Consider the following 19315-nt stretch of genomic DNA (forward strand, 5'->3'; position numbering starts at 1 on the left):
GACGCCTGCCTGTCACGCAGGAGATCGCGGGTTCGAGCCCCGCTGTGACCGCTACAAGTTTTAAAAAGACATGTACAATTTTCAGTGTAAAGTAAGGCGCAATTCCTTACCATGTTATTTCGGCTTAGAGTCGATATATAAATTATTTAGTGTTAGGGATATAGTTAAACGGTAGAATAGCGGTCTCCAAAACCGTTGATGGGGGTTCGATTCCCTCTATCCCTGCCATGGCGGTAGTGGTGAAGTGGTTAACACACTGGTTTGTGGATCCAGCATGCGAGGGTTCGATCCCCTTCTACCGCCCTAAGCTTTAGAGCTTTATCATATGCCGCTGTGGCGGAATTGGCAGACGCGCTGGACTCAAAATCCAGTGGTGGCAACACCGTGTGGGTTCGACTCCCACCGGCGGCATTATTAAACAACCTTTTAGGTTGTTTTTTTTTATATTTCATGTATAATTAGTATCTGTAGTACTGTGAATAAATATGATTTTTGCGAAATATTGTCCGCAAGTTCTTTATATTGAAGCAAACGTTATCTGCGGAAACAGGGGCGATTGCTTTTTTTGTGCTCATAGGTTACTTTTTTAAGCCATTTAGCTTGATTTGTAATCAAACAGTAATGTAAACACGGTAAATAATTAATGAGGTGATAAGTGTGGCAGGACATTTAGTTAAGTACGGTAAGCACCGTACTCGTCGGTCTTATGCAAGTATCAAAGAGGTCTTAGATGTACCGAATTTGATCGAAATTCAAACGGCATCATATCAATGGTTCTTAGATGATGGTATCAAAGAAATGTTTGGAGACATCATGCCAATCGATGATTTCCAAGGAACATTATCATTGGAATATGTTGATTACCAGTTGATGGAACCCAAATATAACATTGATGAAGCACGTGAACATGATGCTAACTACTCAGCACCATTACACGTCACGTTGCGTTTGACTAACCATGAAACTGGTGAAATCAAGTCTCAAGATGTTTTCTTTGGTGATTTTCCATTGATGACGGAGCAAGGAACGTTCATTATCAACGGTGCTGAACGTGTTATTGTTTCTCAATTGGTACGTTCACCAGGTATCTATTACAATCAAGAAACAGATAAAAACGGTCGTCCTCATTATGGCACAACCGTCATTCCTAACCGTGGTGCATGGTTAGAATATGAAACTGATGCAAAAGGTATTGCAAACGTTCGTATTGATCGTACACGTAAATTGCTCATGACTGAGTTGGTTCGCGCGTTGGGATTTGGCTCTGATTCTGATATTATTGATATTTTTTCAGATCAGTATGATGCTTTGAATATGACTTTGGAAAAAGACGTTCACAAAGACATGTCAGATTCTCGTGTCGAAGAATCTTTGAAAGACATCTATGAGCGTTTGCGTCCAGGTGAACCTAAAACAGCTGATTCATCACGTGCGTTGTTGGTTGCACGTTTCTTTGATCCAAAACGTTATGATTTAGCTTCTGTTGGTCGTTACAAAATCAACAAAAAGTTGTCTTTGAAGACACGCTTGTTAAATCAGACATTAGCAGAGACTTTGGCTGATCCTGATTCAGGTGAAATTATTGCCGAAAAAGGAACCTTAGTTGACAAGTCAGTGATGGCTAAATTATCACCATTTTTGGATCGTGATGACTTCAAGACAACTACTTATACACCTTCAGGTGATGCTGTTCTTGAGGAGCCTGTAACGCTACAAAAGATCAAAATTGAGGCACCTGAAAATCCTGATAAGACGCTACTATTGATCGGAAACGGTCATATTGATGAACATGATCGTACAGTTCGTCCAGCCGACATTTTGGCTGGCATGAACTACTTCTTGAACTTACAAGAAGGTGTTGGATCAGTCGATGATATTGATCATCTTGGAAATCGTCGTATTCGATCAGTTGGAGAATTACTACAAAACCAATTCCGTATTGGATTAACGCGTATGGAGCGTGTTGTTCGCGAACGTATGTCAATTCAAGATGCCAATACAGTTACGCCACAACAATTGATTAATATTCGTCCTGTTGTTGCTGCTGTTAAGGAATTCTTTGGTTCTTCACAGTTGTCACAGTTTATGGATCAAACCAACCCATTGGGTGAAATGAACCATAAGCGTCGTTTGTCAGCACTTGGACCAGGTGGTTTGACTCGTGATCGTGCCGGTGTTGAAGTCCGAGATGTTCATTACACGCACTATGGTCGAATTGACCCAATTGAAACACCTGAAGGTCCTAACATTGGTTTGATTAACTCATTGGCTACTTATGGTCGTATTAACAAGTATGGTTTTGTTGAAACACCATACCGTCGTGTTGATTGGACAACACACAAAGTTACCGACAAAATTGACTATTTGACGGCTGATGAAGAAGATAATTACATTGTTGCACAAGCTAACTCACCATTGAATGAAGATGGTAGCTTTGTACACAATACGGTTATGGCGCGTTTTGGTGAAGAAAACATTGAAACACCAATTGATCGCATTGATTACATGGACGTTTCGCCTAAACAAGTTGTTTCTGTTGGAACAGCTGCGATACCTTTCTTAGAAAACGATGATTCCAACCGTGCTTTGATGGGTGCCAACATGCAACGTCAAGCTGTACCATTGCTTGACCCACATGCGCCACTTGTTGGTACAGGTATCGAATATAAGGCCGCGCACGATTCAGGTGTTGCTATGATTTCTCGTGCAGCTGGTGAAGTTGAATATGTTGATGGACGTCAAATTCGTGTGCGTCGTGAAGATGGGCAACTTGATACGTACGAATTGATGAAGTTCCGTCGTTCAAATGGTGGTAAAAACTATAACCAAAAGCCAATTGTTCATGCTGGTGAGCACGTTGAAGCTGATGAAGTTTTGGCTGATGGTCCATCAATGGAACAAGGAGAGTTAGCTTTGGGTCAAAACCCACTGATTGCTTTCATGACTTGGCAAGGTTATAACTTCGAAGATGCTATCGTTTTGAACGAACGTTTGGTTCGTGAAGATGTTTATACATCAATTCATATTGAAGAATATGACTCAGAAGCGCGTGACACAAAACTTGGGCCGGAAGAAATGACACGCGAAATTCCTAATACTGGTGAAGACCAGTTGAAGGATTTGGATGCTGATGGTATTATTCGTGTCGGTGCTGAAGTTCATGATGGTGATATTTTGGTTGGTAAAGTGACACCAAAGGGTGTGACAGAATTATCTGCCGAAGAACGCTTGCTTCATGCTATCTTTGGAGAAAAAGCACGTGAAGTGCGTGATACGTCATTACGTGTCCCTCATGGTGGCGGTGGTGTTGTTCAAAACGTACGTATTTATACACCAGAAAATGGTGATGAGTTAGCACCAGGTGTTAATATGATGGTACGTGTCTACATTGCTCAGAAGCGTAAGATTCAAGTTGGTGATAAAATGGCTGGTCGTCATGGAAACAAGGGAACTGTTTCTGTGGTTGTTCCTGAAGAAGACATGCCATACATGCCAGATGGCACACCAATTGACATTTTGCTCTCACCAATGGGCGTGCCTTCACGTATGAACATTGGGCAAGTTTTGGAACTTCACTTAGGATTTGCTGCAAAACAACTTGGTATTCACGTTGCCTCACCAGTCTTTGATGGTGCTAGTGATGATGAAATTGAAGCCGCATTACGCGAAGCCGGCTTGCCACAAGATGGTAAATCAGTTGTTTATGATGGTCGTACGGGTGAAGCATTTGACAAACGTGTCGGCGTTGGTGTCATGCACTATATGAAGTTAGCCCACATGGTCGACGATAAGATCCACGCGCGTTCTATTGGGCCATACTCACTTGTTACGCAACAGCCTTTGGGTGGTAAAGCGCAATTTGGTGGACAGCGTTTCGGTGAAATGGAAGTTTGGGCATTGGAAGCTTATGGTGCTGCTTATACCTTGCAAGAAATCTTGACATACAAGTCAGATGATGTTGCTGGACGTGTTAAAGTTTATGAGTCAATCATCAAGGGTGAACCAATTCCACGCCCTGGTGTGCCAGAATCATTCCGTGTCTTGGTAAAAGAATTGCAAGCACTTGGTCTAGACATGCAGGTCTTAGATGGATCAGGCGATGAAGTAGAATTGCGTCAAATGGATGAAGATGATTCGATTTTGCCAGTTGATGCACTTGAAAAATTGGCTCGTACAAATCCAGATTTGTTAAATAAAGAAGACGAAGAAGTTGCAGCAGCCTTTTCTAAGGTTGAAGCACAAGATACAGCTGCATCAGACGGCAATAATTAAGAAAGGTAACAGCAAATAGATGGCAATCGATGTTAACAAGTTTGAAAGTATGCAAATCGGTTTGGCATCACCAGATAAGATTCGTTCATGGTCTTATGGTGAAGTAAAAAAGCCAGAAACGATTAATTATCGAACATTAAAGCCTGAAAAAGACGGTTTGTTCGATGAACGCATTTTCGGACCTACAAAAGATTATGAATGTGCCTGTGGTAAATACAAGCGAATCCGATATAAAGGTATCGTCTGCGACCGTTGTGGTGTTGAAGTAACATCATCAAAAGTACGTCGCGAGCGTATGGGTCACATCGAATTGGCTGCACCTGTTACGCATATTTGGTATTTCAAAGGTATTCCTTCACGAATGGGTCTTGTTTTGGACATGTCACCTCGTTCACTTGAAGAAATTATCTACTTTGCGTCATACGTTGTCATTGAACCTGGTGATGCACCAGTTGAGAAGAAGCAAATGGTGACAGAACGCGAATACCGCCAATTGAAAAAAGAATATGGTGCTGGCTTTAAGGCTGGTATGGGTGCGGAAGCAATTAAAGAATTGTTGGCTAATGTTGATTTAGCTGGCGAAGCTGATGAGTTGAAGCGCGAATTGCAAGAAGCTACTGGTCAAAAACGTGTACGCGCTGTACGTCGTTTGGACATTGTTGAAGCGTTCTTACAATCTGACAATAAGCCTGAATGGATGGTAATGGACGTTGTGCCTGTTATCCCACCAGACTTGCGTCCAATGGTTCAATTGGAAGGTGGTCGTTTTGCGACTTCTGATTTGAATGATTTGTATCGTCGTGTGATTAACCGCAACAATCGTTTGAAGCGTTTGTTGGACTTAAATGCCCCAGGTATTATTGTTCAAAACGAAAAGCGTATGTTACAAGAAGCTGTTGACGCCTTGATTGATAATGGTCGTCGTGGTCGTCCAGTGGCTGGTCCTGGTAACCGTCCATTGAAATCACTTTCACACATGCTAAAAGGTAAGCAAGGTCGTTTCCGTCAAAACTTGCTTGGTAAGCGTGTCGATTATTCTGGTCGTTCAGTTATTGATGTTGGACCTTTCTTGAAGATGAACCAAATGGGATTGCCTGTACCAATGGCAATCGAATTGTTCCGTCCATTTATCATGAAGGAATTAACAACACGTAAGTTGGCTGGCAACGTCAAATCTGCTAAGCGTAAGATTGATAAAGCTGACGGCGATGTCATGGATGTTTTGGAAGATGTTATTAAAGAACACCCTGTTTTGTTAAACCGCGCACCTACGTTGCACCGTTTAGGCATTCAAGCGTTTGAGCCAGTGTTAGTTTCAGGTAAAGCAATGCGTTTGCATCCGCTGGTTACTGAAGCCTATAACGCCGACTTTGATGGTGATCAGATGGCGATTCACGTGCCATTATCTGATGAAGCACAAGCTGAAGCACGTTTGCTAATGCTTGCCGCTGGGCACATTTTGGCACCAAAAGATGGAAAGCCAATTGTTGCGCCATCACAGGACATGGTTATTGGTAACTATTACTTAACTACTGAGGAAGCTGGTCGCGAAGGCGAAGGAATGATTTTCTCAAGTGTTGATGAAGCACGCATTGCTTTTGCAAGTAAAGTTGTTCATTATCATACACGTGTTGGAATCCAAACGTCTTCATTCCCAGCTGAAAAGCCATTTACAGACGAACAACGTTCTAAAGTAATGGTTACATCAGTTGGAAAGCTAATTTTTAATGAAATTTTACCAACTGATTTTCCGTTTATCAACGAACCATCTGAGGACAACTTTAAGGGCGTTGATGATCGTTTCTTCATTGAGTCAGGCGAAGATATTCATGATTATCTAGCAGAAACGCCAATCATTGGTGCTTTCAAAAAAGGATTCTTATCAGATATTATTGCTGAAGTTTACAAGCGCTACAAAGTGACGGAAACGTCACTGTTACTGGATCGCATGAAAGACTTAGGCTATGAAAAGTCAACTGAATCTGGTTTGACAGTTGCTATGACTGATGTGACAGATTTGAAAGAAAAGCCTGCTATTCTTGAAGATGCGCATAACCAAGTTGCTACTGTAACCAAGCAATTCCGTCGAGGACTGATTACGGATGCTGAGCGCTACCAACGAGTTACTGAAATTTGGACAAAAGCCAAGGATATCATTCAAGATAAGCTGATTGAATCATTTGAACCAACTAATCCAATTTTCATGATGCAAGACTCAGGTGCTCGTGGTAACATTTCAAACTTCGTTCAATTGGCTGGTATGCGTGGTCTGATGGCCGGACCTGGTGGTAAAATTATTGAATTGCCAGTTACAGCTAACTTCCGTGAAGGTTTGACAGTGATGGAAATGTTTATTTCTACTCACGGGGCCCGAAAGGGAATGTCAGATACAGCCTTGAAGACGGCTAACTCAGGATACTTGACGCGTCGACTAGTTGATGTTGCGCAAGATGTTATTGTTCGTGAATTCGACAATGATTCTGATCGTGGTGTTGCCGTTAAAGCAATCATGGATGGCACATCAGTTGTTGAACCACTTTACGATCGTATTTTGGGACGTTATGCAATGAAGTCAGTGTTTGATCCAGAAACTGGTGAAAAGATTGTTTCTCGTAATGAAATGATTGATGAAGATGTTGCCAAAGCGATTGTCAATGCTGGCATTGAAGAAGTAACGATTCGTTCTGTCTTTACGTCAACAACAGAGCACGGTGTTTCAGTACTCGATTATGGTCGTAACTTAGCATCTGGTGAAGAAGTTGAAGTGGGTGAAGCTGTGGGAACCGTTGCTGCACAATCAATTGGTGAACCAGGTACGCAATTGACAATGCGTAACTTCCATACTGGTGGTGTTGCCGGTGGTAATGATATTACGCAAGGTTTGCCTCGTGTCCAAGAAATTGTTGAAGCACGTATTCCTAAGGGACGTGCAGAAATTTCTGAAGTGACTGGTGTTGTGACTGCAATTGAAGAAAACCCAGCAGAACGTACGAAAGCTGTCACTATTGAAGGTGAAACGGATACGCGTACGTATACTTTGCCGCTCACTGCACGCATGCGTTTTGCAGAAGGTGACGAGATTCAACGTGGTGATGCTATTAACGAAGGTCCGATTGATCCTAAGGAATTATTAGCTGTTACAGATACGTTAACAACAGAATCATACATGTTGACAGAAATTCAAAAAGTTTACCGTTTACAAGGTATTGAAGTTTCGGATAAGCATATTGAAGTTATGATTCGTCAAATGTTGCGTAAAGTGCGTGTGATGGATCCGGGCGAAACAGACTTATTGCCAGGAACATTAATGGATATTGCTGATTTCAAGCGTGCTAATGAACCAGCATTGTTTGAAGGTCTTGTGCCGGCAACTGCTCGTCCAGTTTTGCTTGGTATTACTAAGGCTGCGTTAGAAACAAATTCATTCTTGTCAGCTGCGTCATTCCAAGAAACAACACGTGTCTTGACTGATGCTGCTATTCGTGGTAAAAATGACCCACTAGTTGGTTTGAAAGAAAACGTTATTATTGGAAAGATCATTCCTGCCGGAACGGGTATGGCGGAATATCGTAAGATTAAGAGTAAGGTTGTTGGTGATGTTATCGCACAACCTGAACTTGAGACAGAAGATACACCCGACATTCCAAAATTAGATGATGTCGCTAAGGCATTTGAAGATTAATAGTGATGATTAAAAAGCCGCTCATTTTTCAAATGAGCGGTTTTTTTGATTTAAAGAAAATAAAATGAACAGGCGAGTGTGCACGTTATGCCAAAAATGATGTCAATTATGCCAAAAGGGTATGTGTTTTCAACTGTTTAAGATAAAATAATTATTGTTCTGCAGAACGATGTTTGAAAAGTTATACGCAATCTATCATAATTGCGTATAATTGAATTATGCATAATTTAAATTACGAACAAATGAACGGATTGGCATTGGCTTATATTGGAGATGCAATTTATGAATTAGAAGTGCGACAACATTTGTTAGCAATGGGTTTGACAAAGGTAAATGATCTTCAAAAAAGAAGCAAACATTATGTATCGGCTAAAGCCCACGCAGCAATTTTTCAACGCATGTCAGACGATCAAATTCTTTTCGAAGATGAGCTAATCTACTTTAAGCGTGGCCGAAACGCAAAATCACACACAAAAGCAAAAAATACTGATGTCGTTACCTATCGAATTTCGACAGGAATTGAAGCGTTGTTTGGTTATTTATATTTGTCTAACCGTCAAGAACGATTGCAAACGTTAATGGCATGGATCTTTGACGAAATTGAAACTGGGAGAATAAAGAAATGAAACGTGATGAAGCAGGTGAATTCATTTATGGTCATCATGCCAGTGTTGAAGCACTAAAAAGCAAACAAGAAATCAACAAAGTTTGGGTACAGACTGGCCTGCAAGATAAAATTCGCAATGAAGTTTTGCAGTTTGCAAAAAAAAGGGGATTAGTTGTTCAGCAAGCCCCTAAATCGAAATTAGATGAATTAACTGACGGCGGGAACCATCAGGGTGTTGTGCTGAGTGTTGCCGCTTTTGAGTATGCCTCAATTGATGATTTATTTGATCGAGCCAGCCAACAAGATGAAGAGCCATTTTTTTTGATTTTAGATGGTATTGAGGACCCACATAATTTAGGATCAATTTTAAGAACGGCCGACGCTGCTGGTGTCCACGGTATTATCATTCCTAAACGTCGCGCGGTTCAACTGACCGCGACAGTGGCCAAAACATCCACGGGGGCTATTGAACACGTGCCAGTCGCCCGTGTGACTAATTTGGCAGCAGTTGTCGAGTCACTCAAAAAGCGTGGCGTCTGGATATTTGGTACCGACATGTCTGGTGAAGATTATCGTCGCTGGGATGCCAAGGGAGCCACGGCTTTAATCATTGGCAACGAGGGGAAGGGCATTTCGCCACTTTTGAAGAAAAAGGTGGATGGTATGTTAACAATTCCAATGATTGGGCATGTTCAGAGTTTAAATGCCAGTGTTGCAGCTAGTTTATTGATATATCAAGGATATAATTCACGTCATCCGTTATAATACGCATACCAAATAAACAGAATAGCACGATGATATCTATCTTATATTCTGTTAATGTATGCGCCAAACGGGAGCATAATATTGACGAAAGATAGGCTGTTAGCCACAGTAATTGCGGCAAAAAAAGGACATGATTGTGCATACAGTGTGCTAATAAAACATTTAAAACCTGCTATTTTTAACGTTCATAAGCGAAAAATAAGTGGGCATATTAAAAAGGATGATTGGTATTCCGAGGGACTAGAAATACTAATGAGGTGTGTGAAACGGTATGAAGTAGCATGCCCGCGTGCAAAATTTTCGACTTACTTTATTTCTGCGCTATCAAATCGAGCTATTGATTTGTTGCGACATCATAACACTGAAAAAGCACAGTTTTGTCAAAAGATGCTTTGGGTCGATGATGATGAAAAACCCATAGATATTGCTACAGACACGTATAATCCAGAAGTTATTGTTGGTTTACGAGAGTCTATTAACCAATTAAGTTTAGCAAAATCGACTTCATTCAAGCATGCAGTCTTACAAATGATAGGTGCTTTGAAATACGATATTGCTGAGAGTGATAAACGACGGTTTGAACAAATGCAATATCGTCTCAAAAAAATGATAGAAGCTGGTGTGAAATAATGAAAAAAGCCTTGTAACGTGATTATTATTCACGCTACAAGGCTTTTTGGGTGTAGAGTTTTTAAGGTGTTGGACGGCCAGTGTTATCTGTTTTTGTCAACAAATACTCTTGAATTAGTGAAACAACTTCACTATTTTCCGGTAAGCTTGAATGTTGGGCATCACTGCCAGAAACAGTGATTTGGGTATAGGCTTTAACATGTTTTTGAAAGATGTATTTTCCAGCAATGACGCTTTGTACAGGCACAATACCGTCGTCTGTATAATCTTCTGTGCCGGCAATTGAGTAAACCGACAATCCTTTGGGCAAGTTTTTACTCTTGTTAATATAATCAGTTAACATCACTGTCCGACGAGCCAACGTCACTTCAGAAAAGTTATAGGGTGTGCCTAACGTCATGAGCGTTGTCATGTTAAAGCTGTTAGAACTATAATAATTTTCTAAAAATCCAGTCCAAATCAAGCCGCCGTTGGAATGACCGATTGCTTGAAAATTTCTAAAATGATAGCGTTCTTGCAAATCGGTCATGGCTGTGTTTAGCCAACGATATTGTTTCTTGATATTATCATACCCATCTTGATTGTTTTGAAAACCGATGACGATAAATGGTTGTTCATCATTAGCTCTAATATGCCCTGAGTATACTAATTTGCCATCAGTATTGACTTGGACCTTTAAAATGCTGTGCGTTGATTTAGGATTATTTAATTTACTTAGTAAATTATCAAATCGATTAATTGTGGCGCTAGATCCGGGAATAAAAATAATCGGTGCCATTCGAGAGTTTTGAATTTTTGCTTGATTATTATTAGTATGTGTTACCCAATCGTGTCCGAAAAAACCAATGGTAACCATGAGGACTAGACTTAATATGATAATTACTTTATTTCTCATAGCTGACCTCGGACGTTTCTATGGCTATAAATGGTCTGTAAATAACAACGGATAGTGCAAAAATGATAGCGACAATTAGCAGGGACCAACTGTCATTACTCCCTAAAAAAGCAACAAGTGTACTTGGCGTCGTGTTGGGTGTTGAAAGTGTTGCTGGCTTAATGAGATGGGTCACAATAGCGGTATAACCGATTAATGTGCCAAGTAAGCTTGTCAAAATCATGGGGACAAGCATTAACGGTCGTAAAAATATTGGTAAACCAAAGTATAACAGCTGATTACTATTGAACAAGCTAGGTAGGAGGGACAGCATTCCTAAATGCTGTTGTTTTTTTCGAACAGAGAATAGTAAAATAAAGCTGATTGCTAATGTGCTGCCAACACCACCAAATAAAGAAAAAGCGGTGTAGACACTATAAAGGTTAGTTGGATAAGGCAGTGTAGCATTTGTGTTTGTCAAAATTGTATCTAAATTTTTAATGACAGCATTAATAGTGCTGGGATTATTAATTAATTCACGCGGCAAACCAATTCCTAGCCACCACAGTAGTGGCGCCACAACGCTAATAATGACAAGACCAATGAAGGTTGTAAAAAAATTGTTAGATAGCAAGGTACTCAATGCAGATCGAACTACGCTACGTTGAATAGCAAAATGCAAAGCGACATCAATCAATAAAATCAGGGCAGCCCAAATCAAAAATCTGACAGCAAACGGTTGCGGGTTATCACCGCTGACAAATTTTTGATAAAAATAGAAACTTTCACAACTAATGAAAGACAGCAGAATGACTAACAAATACTGTGAAGTATCATAAGTTGGTGTTTGCCCTTTACCTAAGAACAAAAAATAAGTGCCTAGAAAGTTAGTAAGAGTGGGTAAAGTAGTTTGCGCTACTTTACGCATCGATAAAAAGTGTTTGGTAAAGCTGGCTGATAGAATCATCAAGACGAATACTTCTAATAGTGAAAGCATCTCTTGCAATTGTATATCAGCAGGTATCCGTAAATGCCAATTAAATAATGTCACCAACAGTGCATTTGGTGACAAAATGAGATGTGACATGAGTTGTACATAAACGCAAATCGCTAATAAAGGAAGTGTTTGTTGCATCGCAACGAGTGTGGCGTTAACCATTCTATTTTTTAGGACGAAATTGTCCAAATTAACAATGGTACTGATTAATTTTTTATTCATGTCGCTCCAATATTGAAACACAATATTAACATATTGAAATATATGTGTTATAATTAATTCCATTATGTCGTTGTGATGGTATTTTTTCGTTACTTCGATTATACATTAATCCATTCAGATGGGGGTATTTTGAATGATAAAACAGTTTTTTCAGCGGCCAATAGTTAATTTCATTGGTCGTACACTCTTTTATTTCATCATCATTTTGGTATTATTATACCTTTATGGTTATTCAGGTGTTGGTGAGGGACACTTTATCTATAACGAGTTTTAAATGGGGGAATTAACATGATTAGTAACGTGATTAATCAAATTGATGCAATTGCCGAAAATACCGGTGACTTGATTGCATACGATGAATTAGGACGTAAACACACATATGCTCAGCTAAAATCATGCTCAGACAGTTTGGCAGCTCACATTGATAGCCTTAATTTACCAGCTGAAGCGCCAATCATGGTTTACGGTGGGCAACAGTTTGAGATGATTACCAGCTTTTTAGGCAGTGTCAAGTCAGGACATGCGTATATTCCAGTTGACAAGAGTTCTGCTGATGAGCGTCTCACTGATATATTAGAAATTGGCAAGCCAGCGCTAGTGATTGCTGTTGATGAACTACCAATTAAGATTGCTTCAGTGCCGGTGATTGATCCGAAAGCACTAACCGATATTTTTGACAATGAAACGCCTTATCAAATAACACATCCAGTTGAGGGTGACGATAATTTCTATATCATATTCACATCAGGTACAACCGGTAAACCAAAGGGTGTTCAGATCTCACATCGTAACCTAATTAGTTTTGCAGATTGGATGTTGAGCGATGACTTCAATTGGCCAGAAAAAAGCCAAGTTTTGTCGCAGCCACCTTATTCATTTGACCTATCGGTTATGGATTGGGCGCCGGCACTATTGTCTAGCAGCACACTAAAAGCGCTGCCAAAAGAAACGGCAGATGATTTCAAAACATTGTTTGCAACATTGCCAAAATTGGACCTCAACATTTGGGTTTCGACACCGTCGTTTGCTGATGTTGCGTTGCTGGATCCTAATTTTACACAAGAAAATCTACCACGATTGACGCATTTTCTCTTTTGTGGGGAAGTGTTGACGAGTACAACTGCTCAAAAGCTGTTAGCACGTTTTCCAAAGGCAACCGTGTATAATACATACGGGCCAACAGAAGCAACCGTGGCGGTCTCTGGTTTGCCAATTACCAAGGCGGTTATTGCTGCTAACGACAAGATGCCAATCGGCTACGTCAAATCAGATACAACAATCAAAATTCAGGATCCCGATGGGCAAGACGTGCCAGCCGGAGAAACTGGCGAAATTGTAATTTGTGGACCTTCTGTTTCAAAGGGATATCTTAATAATCCTGAAAAAACGGCACAAGCTTTTAAACAAATTGATGGACATCAGGCTTATAAAACTGGTGATTTGGCAACCATGGATTCTTCTGGATTGTTGCATTATCGTGGTAGAAGTGACTTTCAAATAAAGTTGCATGGTTTCAGAATTGAACTAGAAGAGGTTGCACAACAGTTACAACAAAGTCACTATGTGGCACAAGCAGCAGCAGTACCACGCTATGATGACGAAGGAAAAGTGAAACAATTGCTAGCCGTCATTGTTGCTAGCGACAACTCATTTGAAAAGCCTATGCAACTAACCAATGCCATTAAAGACGAATTGAAAGACATTATGATGCCTTATATGGTACCTGGTCGTTTTATCTATCGAGAAGCGATGCCGCTCACACCCAACGGCAAAATTGATTTAAAAGGATTGATTGCTGAGGTGAATGGGGATGCTTAATTTACAACCTTATGCTGATCCAAAATATTTTATTATTTTGTTACTGGCATTATTGCCCTTGGCTATCGGCTTGTACTTTGGCAAGCGTTTTGCCTGGTATGAAGTAATAGTCTCAGTTGTCTTTATCTTTTTGATGTTTGATGGGCATAAGTATCATGAAGGATTCGCCTTAATTGGTTATATGATCTGGCAATGGTTACTAGTCTGGGCTTATACGATATATCGTAAAAAAGCTAACAATAGCTGGGTGTTTTATAGCGCAACCGTCTTGGCGATTGTGCCACTGGCACTCGTAAAAATTGCTCCTGCTGCACATTGGACACATGTTACAACGCTGCTTGGTTTTATGGGGATTTCATATTTAACTTTCCGATCAGTTGCTATGATTATGGAAACGCGAGATGGCACTATTAAAGCGTTTAACCCTTGGCTATTCCTGCGCTTCATGCTTTTCTTACCAACAATATCATCTGGACCGATTGATCGATATCGTCGTTTTGTGAAAGATATTGAAACTGTACCAGCGCGAGAAAAATACTTAGACATGCTTGGAAAAGCTGTTCACTTTTTCTTTCTTGGCTTTTTGTACAAATTTGTTTTATCTTACATTTTTGGCACATTGATTTTGCCAAGAGTCGAACATATGGCAATGCTATCGGCGCATGCTAATGGTGGATGGTCTTGGTGGCTAATTGGTGTCATGTACGCGTATGGATTTGATTTGTTCTTTGACTTTGCTGGATATTCATTGTTTGCAGTTGCAACTGGTTATGTCATGGGTATAGAAGTGCCAATGAACTTTAATTTGCCATTCTTGTCCAAAAACTTGAAAGAATTTTGGAATCGTTGGCACATGACACTATCCTTTTGGTTCCGTGATTTTGTTTTCATGAGGTTGGTCTTCATGATGATGAAAAACAAATGGTTCAAGAGTCGAATTACGACTTCTAACGTGGCTTATATAGCCAATATGTTGTTAATGGGCTTTTGGCACGGATTAACTTGGTATTATATCGCCTATGGTTTATTCCATGGTGTTGGTCTAGTGGTCAACGATGCATGGCTGCGATATAAGAAAAAGCATCATGTACCGCATAATAAGTTTACAGAAGCGTTCGCCATTGTCTTGACGTTCCACGTCGTGATGGTTAGTTTCTTACTCTTTAGTGGTTTTTTGGATACCTTGTGGTTCCATCATCATCATTAATCGTTCGTAGTACAATATAATTTACAGGAGAAATAACATGGATGTAAAAACAGAAGTAGTAGAAATTTTAAACACTATTATTGGTGAAGACATTTCAGATCAAATGGACGACGATTTTTTCGAAAGTGGATTGCTCGATTCAATGGCAACTGTTGAATTGCTACTTGATTTAGAAACCAAGTTCGACATTCAAGCACCAGTTTCAGAATTTGATCGCAATGATTGGAACACGCCTAATAAGGTGATTGCTAAAGTTGAATCTTTGATGGGTTAATACGATGAATAAAAAGCGGGGGCTGTGGTGGATTTTTGGTCCGGTAATTTTGGCATTTGTCATGGTTACCGTACTGTTATTAGTACCATTTTCATTAAGTCAAATCTCAAATAAAGATATTCAAGAGGCATCAGTTTCATTTTCAAAAAATGTGTTTAAAGGTGAAACAGTTAAAATGCAAGCATTTAATGATCCGGATACGCATTATGTGCCATTCTTTGGATCAAGTGAATTATTACGATTAGATACTATGCACCCTAGCATGTTAGCAGAGAAGTATGATCGAAATTATCGACCATTTTTACTTGGACAGGCAGGAACAGAGTCATTAGCGCATTATTTGGGGATGCAGGAAATGACGCCAGCATTGCATAAAAAGCAGGCAGTTTTTGTTATTTCGCAACAATGGTTCACTAAGCGAGATACAAAATGGGCATTTCCAGAATTTTACTCACCTTTGCAAACCGTGAATTGGTTACGCAATATTACTAAAATCACACCAACTGATCGGTTCATTGCGCGCCGATTGTTACAGCAAAAACAAGTGTGCGATAGTGATTTTTATGCTAACCTAATCACTAAAATTAAGAATAATCAACCACTGTCTGAAACTGATCAGAATATGTTAATCATTCGTAATCGTATGTTGGTTCGTGAAGATCAATTGTTCTCAAATATAACGTTAACCAATAACTGGAACAAAACAGTTAAGCCGGCGTTAAAAAGATTACCAAATGCTGATAATCAAAGTCTTTTGATTAAACAGGCGGATAAGTTTGCTAAAAAGCAAACAAACAATAATCCATTTGGTATTAAAAATAGTTTCTTTAAACAGCGTGTCAAACCAAGATTGAAGCGTTTAGCACAATCACAGACAAACTTTGATTACCGCCAGTCGGAAGAATATAGTGATTTTCAAGCAGTTTTGCAAGAATTTGCTAAGGAACATACAGATGTGTTGTTTATTATTCAACCTGTGAACCAAAAATGGTCAAAATATACTGGATTGAATACTGAAATGTACTATCAAAGTGTTAACAAAGTTAAAAAACAATTGAAATCGCAAGGCTTCAATCACATTGCTGACTTTTCACACGATGGTGGGAAAAAGTATTTCATGCAGGATACTATTCATATGGGCTGGCGCGGTTGGCTTGCCACCGATCAGGCTCTCAAACCTTTCTTCGCCAAGGGTTATCAAGCACCTAAATACAAAATTAACAATAATTATTTATCAGAAAAATGGCAAAATTTATTGCCAACGACTAATAATTTAGCTAATTTTAAATAAAACAGGAATGTAGAAGGTTAAGTGAGACAAATTAGTGTTGTCATTGCTTAACCTTTTGCTACAATAGAGACATGATAATAGGAATTGGGAACGATACGGAATCAATTAGTCGCGTGAGACAAATTGTTGACCGACAATCAAACTTCATGCTGTCAATATTGACACCGGCAGAGCAAGAAGCGGCTAAACAGCGGAATGGTAAACATTTTGCTGAATTTGTTGCGGGCAGGTTTTCCGCTAAAGAAGCGTTCTCAAAAGCTACTGGTTATGGCATTGGTGAAAAAGTCCATTGGCAGGATATTGAAATTCTAAATGAAACTAATGGACGACCAGTTATGACTGTTAAAAATTTTCCGTACCATACTTATGTTGCCATCACCCATAGTGGCGATCAAGTTAACACGATTGTTATTATTGAGCGTTTGACAATTTGGGAAAAAATAAGTGCAAGGTTATTGCCAAAAAGAGGTGTCCTCTCGTGACAAATGATGAAATTTTAGATTTGAGACCAACATGGCTTGAGATTGATTTGAAGGCCATACAAGAAAACGCCAAAAAAGTGATGAGTTATGCTGGGGCAAAACGTTTAATTGCAGTGGTAAAGGCTAATGCATACGGGCATGGCATGGCGGCTGTTGCTCAAGCATTATTAGAGATCGGTGTGACGGACTTTGCTGTTGCAACAGTGGGTGAAGGTGTTGCATTACGCGAAAAACTGTCACAGGAAAATGTGACCATCACATTACTGGGTGTTCAAGATGTTAAGCAGACACCTGTAATGGTTAAATATAGGCTGGCTCCTGCTGTGGGGACGACTGCTTGGTTAGAAGAGGCAATGACCCAAATTACAACTGGGCAACAGTTAAACGTTCAATTAGCGGTAGACACTGGTATGGGAAGAATGGGCGCACATTCTGAAGCAGCGGTTAAATCGCTCTATGATGTGATTCAATCTTCTGAACAGCTTGTTTTGTCAGGGGTATTCACGCATTTCGCAACCGCGGATGATAATAATGAGACCTATTATAAAAAACAAGTAGATAGCTTTTATCAATGGGTACAGGCAGCTAATATTCCCGCGAGCTATTGGCATTTAGCTAATTCAGGCTCAGCAATTTGGCATCATAATGAAATTGATACCAATACCATTCGTGTTGGATCAGTTTTATATGGCTATAATCCAGGAACACCTGATTTGCCAATGCCTTTTGAGTTGTCAGCTGTCCTGTCACTAAAATCTAAAATGGGTTCTGTACACCGCTTAGAGATAGGTGAATCTGTCAGTTATGGTGCAACATATACTGCTGAAACGCCACAATGGGTGGCCACACTACCCATTGGTTATGCCGATGGCTATTTACGGCGGATGTCGGGGATGAAAGTATTAGTTGATGGGCATATCGAGCATGTGATTGGACGTGTCACTATGGACCAAATTGTGATAACATTAGATAAAATGTATCCTGTCGGCACAGTGGTTACTTTGATTGGTCAAGATGGTGAGCAGAAAATTACGTTAGAAGATGTTGCGAACTATGCAAAGACTATCCCACATGAAATTTTAACAACGTTAGGGTCAAGGTTGCCCCGACACTACTAAAATAAAGCGCCAAATGGCGTGTACATATTGAAGCGAGAATATTATGACAATAGAACAACAAACAGTAATGCGTGGTGACGTTTTTTACGCCGATCTCAAACAGGGACTTGGTTCTGAGCAAGCTGGTGTCCGACCAGTGTTAATCATTCAAAATGATGTTGGTAATGCTAATTCACCAACGACAATTATAGCGGCGATTACCTCACAGATTACGAAGCCAAAGTTACCAACGCATGTTTTACTTCCTGCACATTTAGGTGGGATGAAAAAAGATTCAGTCATTCTAGCGGAACAAGTTAGAACAATTGACAAGCGTCGACTACGAGACAAAATTGCTCATATTCAGGCTAACTCTAAGGAAATGCAACAAGTTGCGCATGCTCTGCGCATTAGCGTTGGGCTAAAATAAAAACCGATTGATTTTATCGGTTTTTTGGTTGATTTAAATTTGATATAGATGTTTTGAATAAAATGTCAGCACGATGTATGAGTTGGGGTACTGGTAAAAGAACGTCTGCTGTTAGCCAATCGACCATCAGCTTAATTAGCATTTGACTGAGAATGTTTGCGACAAATTTTTGTTCAGTTGTATGACAATTCTTAAATGGTAACCAATCACGGCGTAAGCGGGCGAGAAAGTCATCGAATAATTCAAAATCTAACCCGCCAGCATTTTGATAGGCAGCTGTGATAGCCTCACGGTAACGAATTAAAACATTAAGGACAATTTTTGTTTGTTTATGATTAGTAACATCAAGTGTATGACCAATCGGATCACAAGTTTGCTGCGTTAATTCGTACAAAATTTCAGATAAAATTTTATCCTCTAAACGGACAAGAAGAACTTGAGTGGGCGTATCAAAATATTTGTAAAAAGTTTTGCGATTGATGTTGGCTCGTCGGGCAATTTCGGCAACTGTGATTTTTGATAATGGAACCTCGTGAAGTATGTCAATAACAGTCTCAAGAATTTTGTCTTGAGTTGCTTCACGGCTTGCAGTTTTCGACATTGTATTCTATCTCCTGATACACCATTAATCATATTATATGAGTTATTTTTTCATTTAAAATGGTCA

16 protein-coding genes and 3 tRNA genes are annotated in these 19315 nt (G+C 39.8%); 16 read left to right on the forward strand and 3 right to left on the reverse strand.

Features of this window, described 5'->3' with window-relative positions:
* The first annotated feature begins 154 nt into the window (after positions 1-154).
* The 8 genes from IAE53_RS04760 to IAE53_RS04795 all read left to right on the forward strand — a co-directional run bounded on the left by IAE53_RS04760 (position 155) and on the right by IAE53_RS04795 (position 9956).
* Positions 155-228, forward strand: a tRNA-Trp gene (locus IAE53_RS04760).
* Between the two features lie 2 nt (positions 229-230).
* Positions 231-303 (forward strand) — tRNA-His (locus IAE53_RS04765).
* Between the two features lie 24 nt (positions 304-327).
* Positions 328-411, forward strand: a tRNA-Leu gene (locus tag IAE53_RS04770).
* 246 nt (positions 412-657) lie between these two features.
* A complete protein-coding gene (locus IAE53_RS04775; RefSeq protein ID WP_148424296.1) occupies positions 658-4272 on the forward strand; it encodes a DNA-directed RNA polymerase subunit beta in 3615 nt (1204 codons plus the stop codon).
* A gap of 19 nt (positions 4273-4291) precedes the next feature.
* Positions 4292-7954 carry a DNA-directed RNA polymerase subunit beta' gene (gene rpoC / locus IAE53_RS04780; protein WP_147651173.1) on the forward strand — a complete coding sequence of 1221 codons (3663 nt, stop codon included), beginning with the start codon at positions 4292-4294 and terminating at the stop codon, positions 7952-7954.
* Between the two features lie 218 nt (positions 7955-8172).
* Positions 8173-8580 carry a Mini-ribonuclease 3 gene (locus IAE53_RS04785; protein ID WP_139967816.1) on the forward strand — a complete coding sequence of 136 codons (408 nt, stop codon included), beginning with the start codon at positions 8173-8175 and terminating at the stop codon, positions 8578-8580.
* Positions 8577-9326: a 23S rRNA (guanosine(2251)-2'-O)-methyltransferase RlmB gene (rlmB, locus tag IAE53_RS04790; RefSeq protein WP_200136197.1), complete on the forward strand. Its 750-nt coding sequence runs from the start codon at positions 8577-8579 to the stop codon at positions 9324-9326. Before IAE53_RS04785 ends, rlmB begins: the two co-directional genes overlap by 4 nt.
* Before the next feature lie 81 nt (positions 9327-9407).
* The gene (locus IAE53_RS04795; RefSeq protein WP_200136198.1) at positions 9408-9956 is read left to right on the forward strand and encodes a sigma-70 family RNA polymerase sigma factor; all 549 of its coding nucleotides are present in this window, start codon (positions 9408-9410) and stop codon (positions 9954-9956) included.
* A gap of 61 nt (positions 9957-10017) precedes the next feature.
* Here IAE53_RS04795 and IAE53_RS04800 read toward each other — a convergent pair whose 3' ends face one another.
* Positions 10018-10851: an alpha/beta hydrolase gene (locus IAE53_RS04800; RefSeq protein WP_148424300.1), complete on the reverse strand. Its 834-nt coding sequence runs from the start codon at positions 10849-10851 to the stop codon at positions 10018-10020.
* Positions 10841-12049, reverse strand: a complete 1209-nt coding sequence (locus tag IAE53_RS04805) for a PTS transporter subunit EIIC (RefSeq protein WP_188353373.1) — start codon at positions 12047-12049, stop codon at positions 10841-10843. The genes IAE53_RS04800 and IAE53_RS04805 overlap by 11 nt, the downstream gene beginning before the upstream one ends.
* Positions 12050-12182: 133 nt before the next feature.
* Here IAE53_RS04805 and IAE53_RS04810 point away from each other — a divergent pair, with 133 nt between their 5' ends.
* From IAE53_RS04810 to IAE53_RS04845, 8 genes are all read left to right on the forward strand, one after another.
* Complete coding sequence (locus IAE53_RS04810) at positions 12183-12323, forward strand: teichoic acid D-Ala incorporation-associated protein DltX (RefSeq protein WP_031940993.1); 141 nt, start codon at positions 12183-12185, stop codon at positions 12321-12323.
* A 14-nt stretch (positions 12324-12337) separates the two neighbouring features.
* Positions 12338-13867: a D-alanine--poly(phosphoribitol) ligase subunit DltA gene (gene dltA / locus IAE53_RS04815; protein WP_200136199.1), complete on the forward strand. Its 1530-nt coding sequence runs from the start codon at positions 12338-12340 to the stop codon at positions 13865-13867.
* Positions 13860-15074, forward strand: coding sequence for a D-alanyl-lipoteichoic acid biosynthesis protein DltB (gene dltB, locus IAE53_RS04820; protein ID WP_200136200.1), 1215 nt, complete (start codon positions 13860-13862; stop codon positions 15072-15074). Before dltA ends, dltB begins: the two co-directional genes overlap by 8 nt.
* 37 nt (positions 15075-15111) lie before the next feature.
* A complete protein-coding gene (dltC, locus tag IAE53_RS04825; RefSeq protein ID WP_010278181.1) occupies positions 15112-15348 on the forward strand; it encodes a D-alanine--poly(phosphoribitol) ligase subunit DltC in 237 nt (78 codons plus the stop codon).
* A gap of 4 nt (positions 15349-15352) precedes the next feature.
* The gene (gene dltD, locus IAE53_RS04830; RefSeq protein WP_188353375.1) at positions 15353-16639 is read left to right on the forward strand and encodes a D-alanyl-lipoteichoic acid biosynthesis protein DltD; all 1287 of its coding nucleotides are present in this window, start codon (positions 15353-15355) and stop codon (positions 16637-16639) included.
* Positions 16640-16710: 71 nt separating this feature from the next.
* Complete coding sequence (gene acpS / locus IAE53_RS04835) at positions 16711-17121, forward strand: holo-ACP synthase (protein ID WP_188353376.1); 411 nt, start codon at positions 16711-16713, stop codon at positions 17119-17121.
* Complete coding sequence (gene alr / locus IAE53_RS04840; RefSeq protein WP_200136201.1) at positions 17118-18239, forward strand: alanine racemase; 1122 nt, start codon at positions 17118-17120, stop codon at positions 18237-18239. The genes acpS and alr overlap by 4 nt, the downstream gene beginning before the upstream one ends.
* A 43-nt stretch (positions 18240-18282) precedes the next feature.
* Positions 18283-18648, forward strand: coding sequence for a type II toxin-antitoxin system PemK/MazF family toxin (locus IAE53_RS04845; RefSeq protein WP_010278174.1), 366 nt, complete (start codon positions 18283-18285; stop codon positions 18646-18648).
* A gap of 13 nt (positions 18649-18661) precedes the next feature.
* Here the strand turns inward: IAE53_RS04845 and IAE53_RS04850 are convergent, their stop codons facing one another.
* Positions 18662-19249, reverse strand: coding sequence for a TetR/AcrR family transcriptional regulator (locus IAE53_RS04850; RefSeq protein WP_148424306.1), 588 nt, complete (start codon positions 19247-19249; stop codon positions 18662-18664).
* Between the last annotated feature and the right edge of the window lie 66 nt (positions 19250-19315).

This window comes from Leuconostoc sp. S50 (genome assembly GCF_016624925.1).
Taxonomy (GTDB): domain Bacteria; phylum Bacillota; class Bacilli; order Lactobacillales; family Lactobacillaceae; genus Leuconostoc; species Leuconostoc pseudomesenteroides.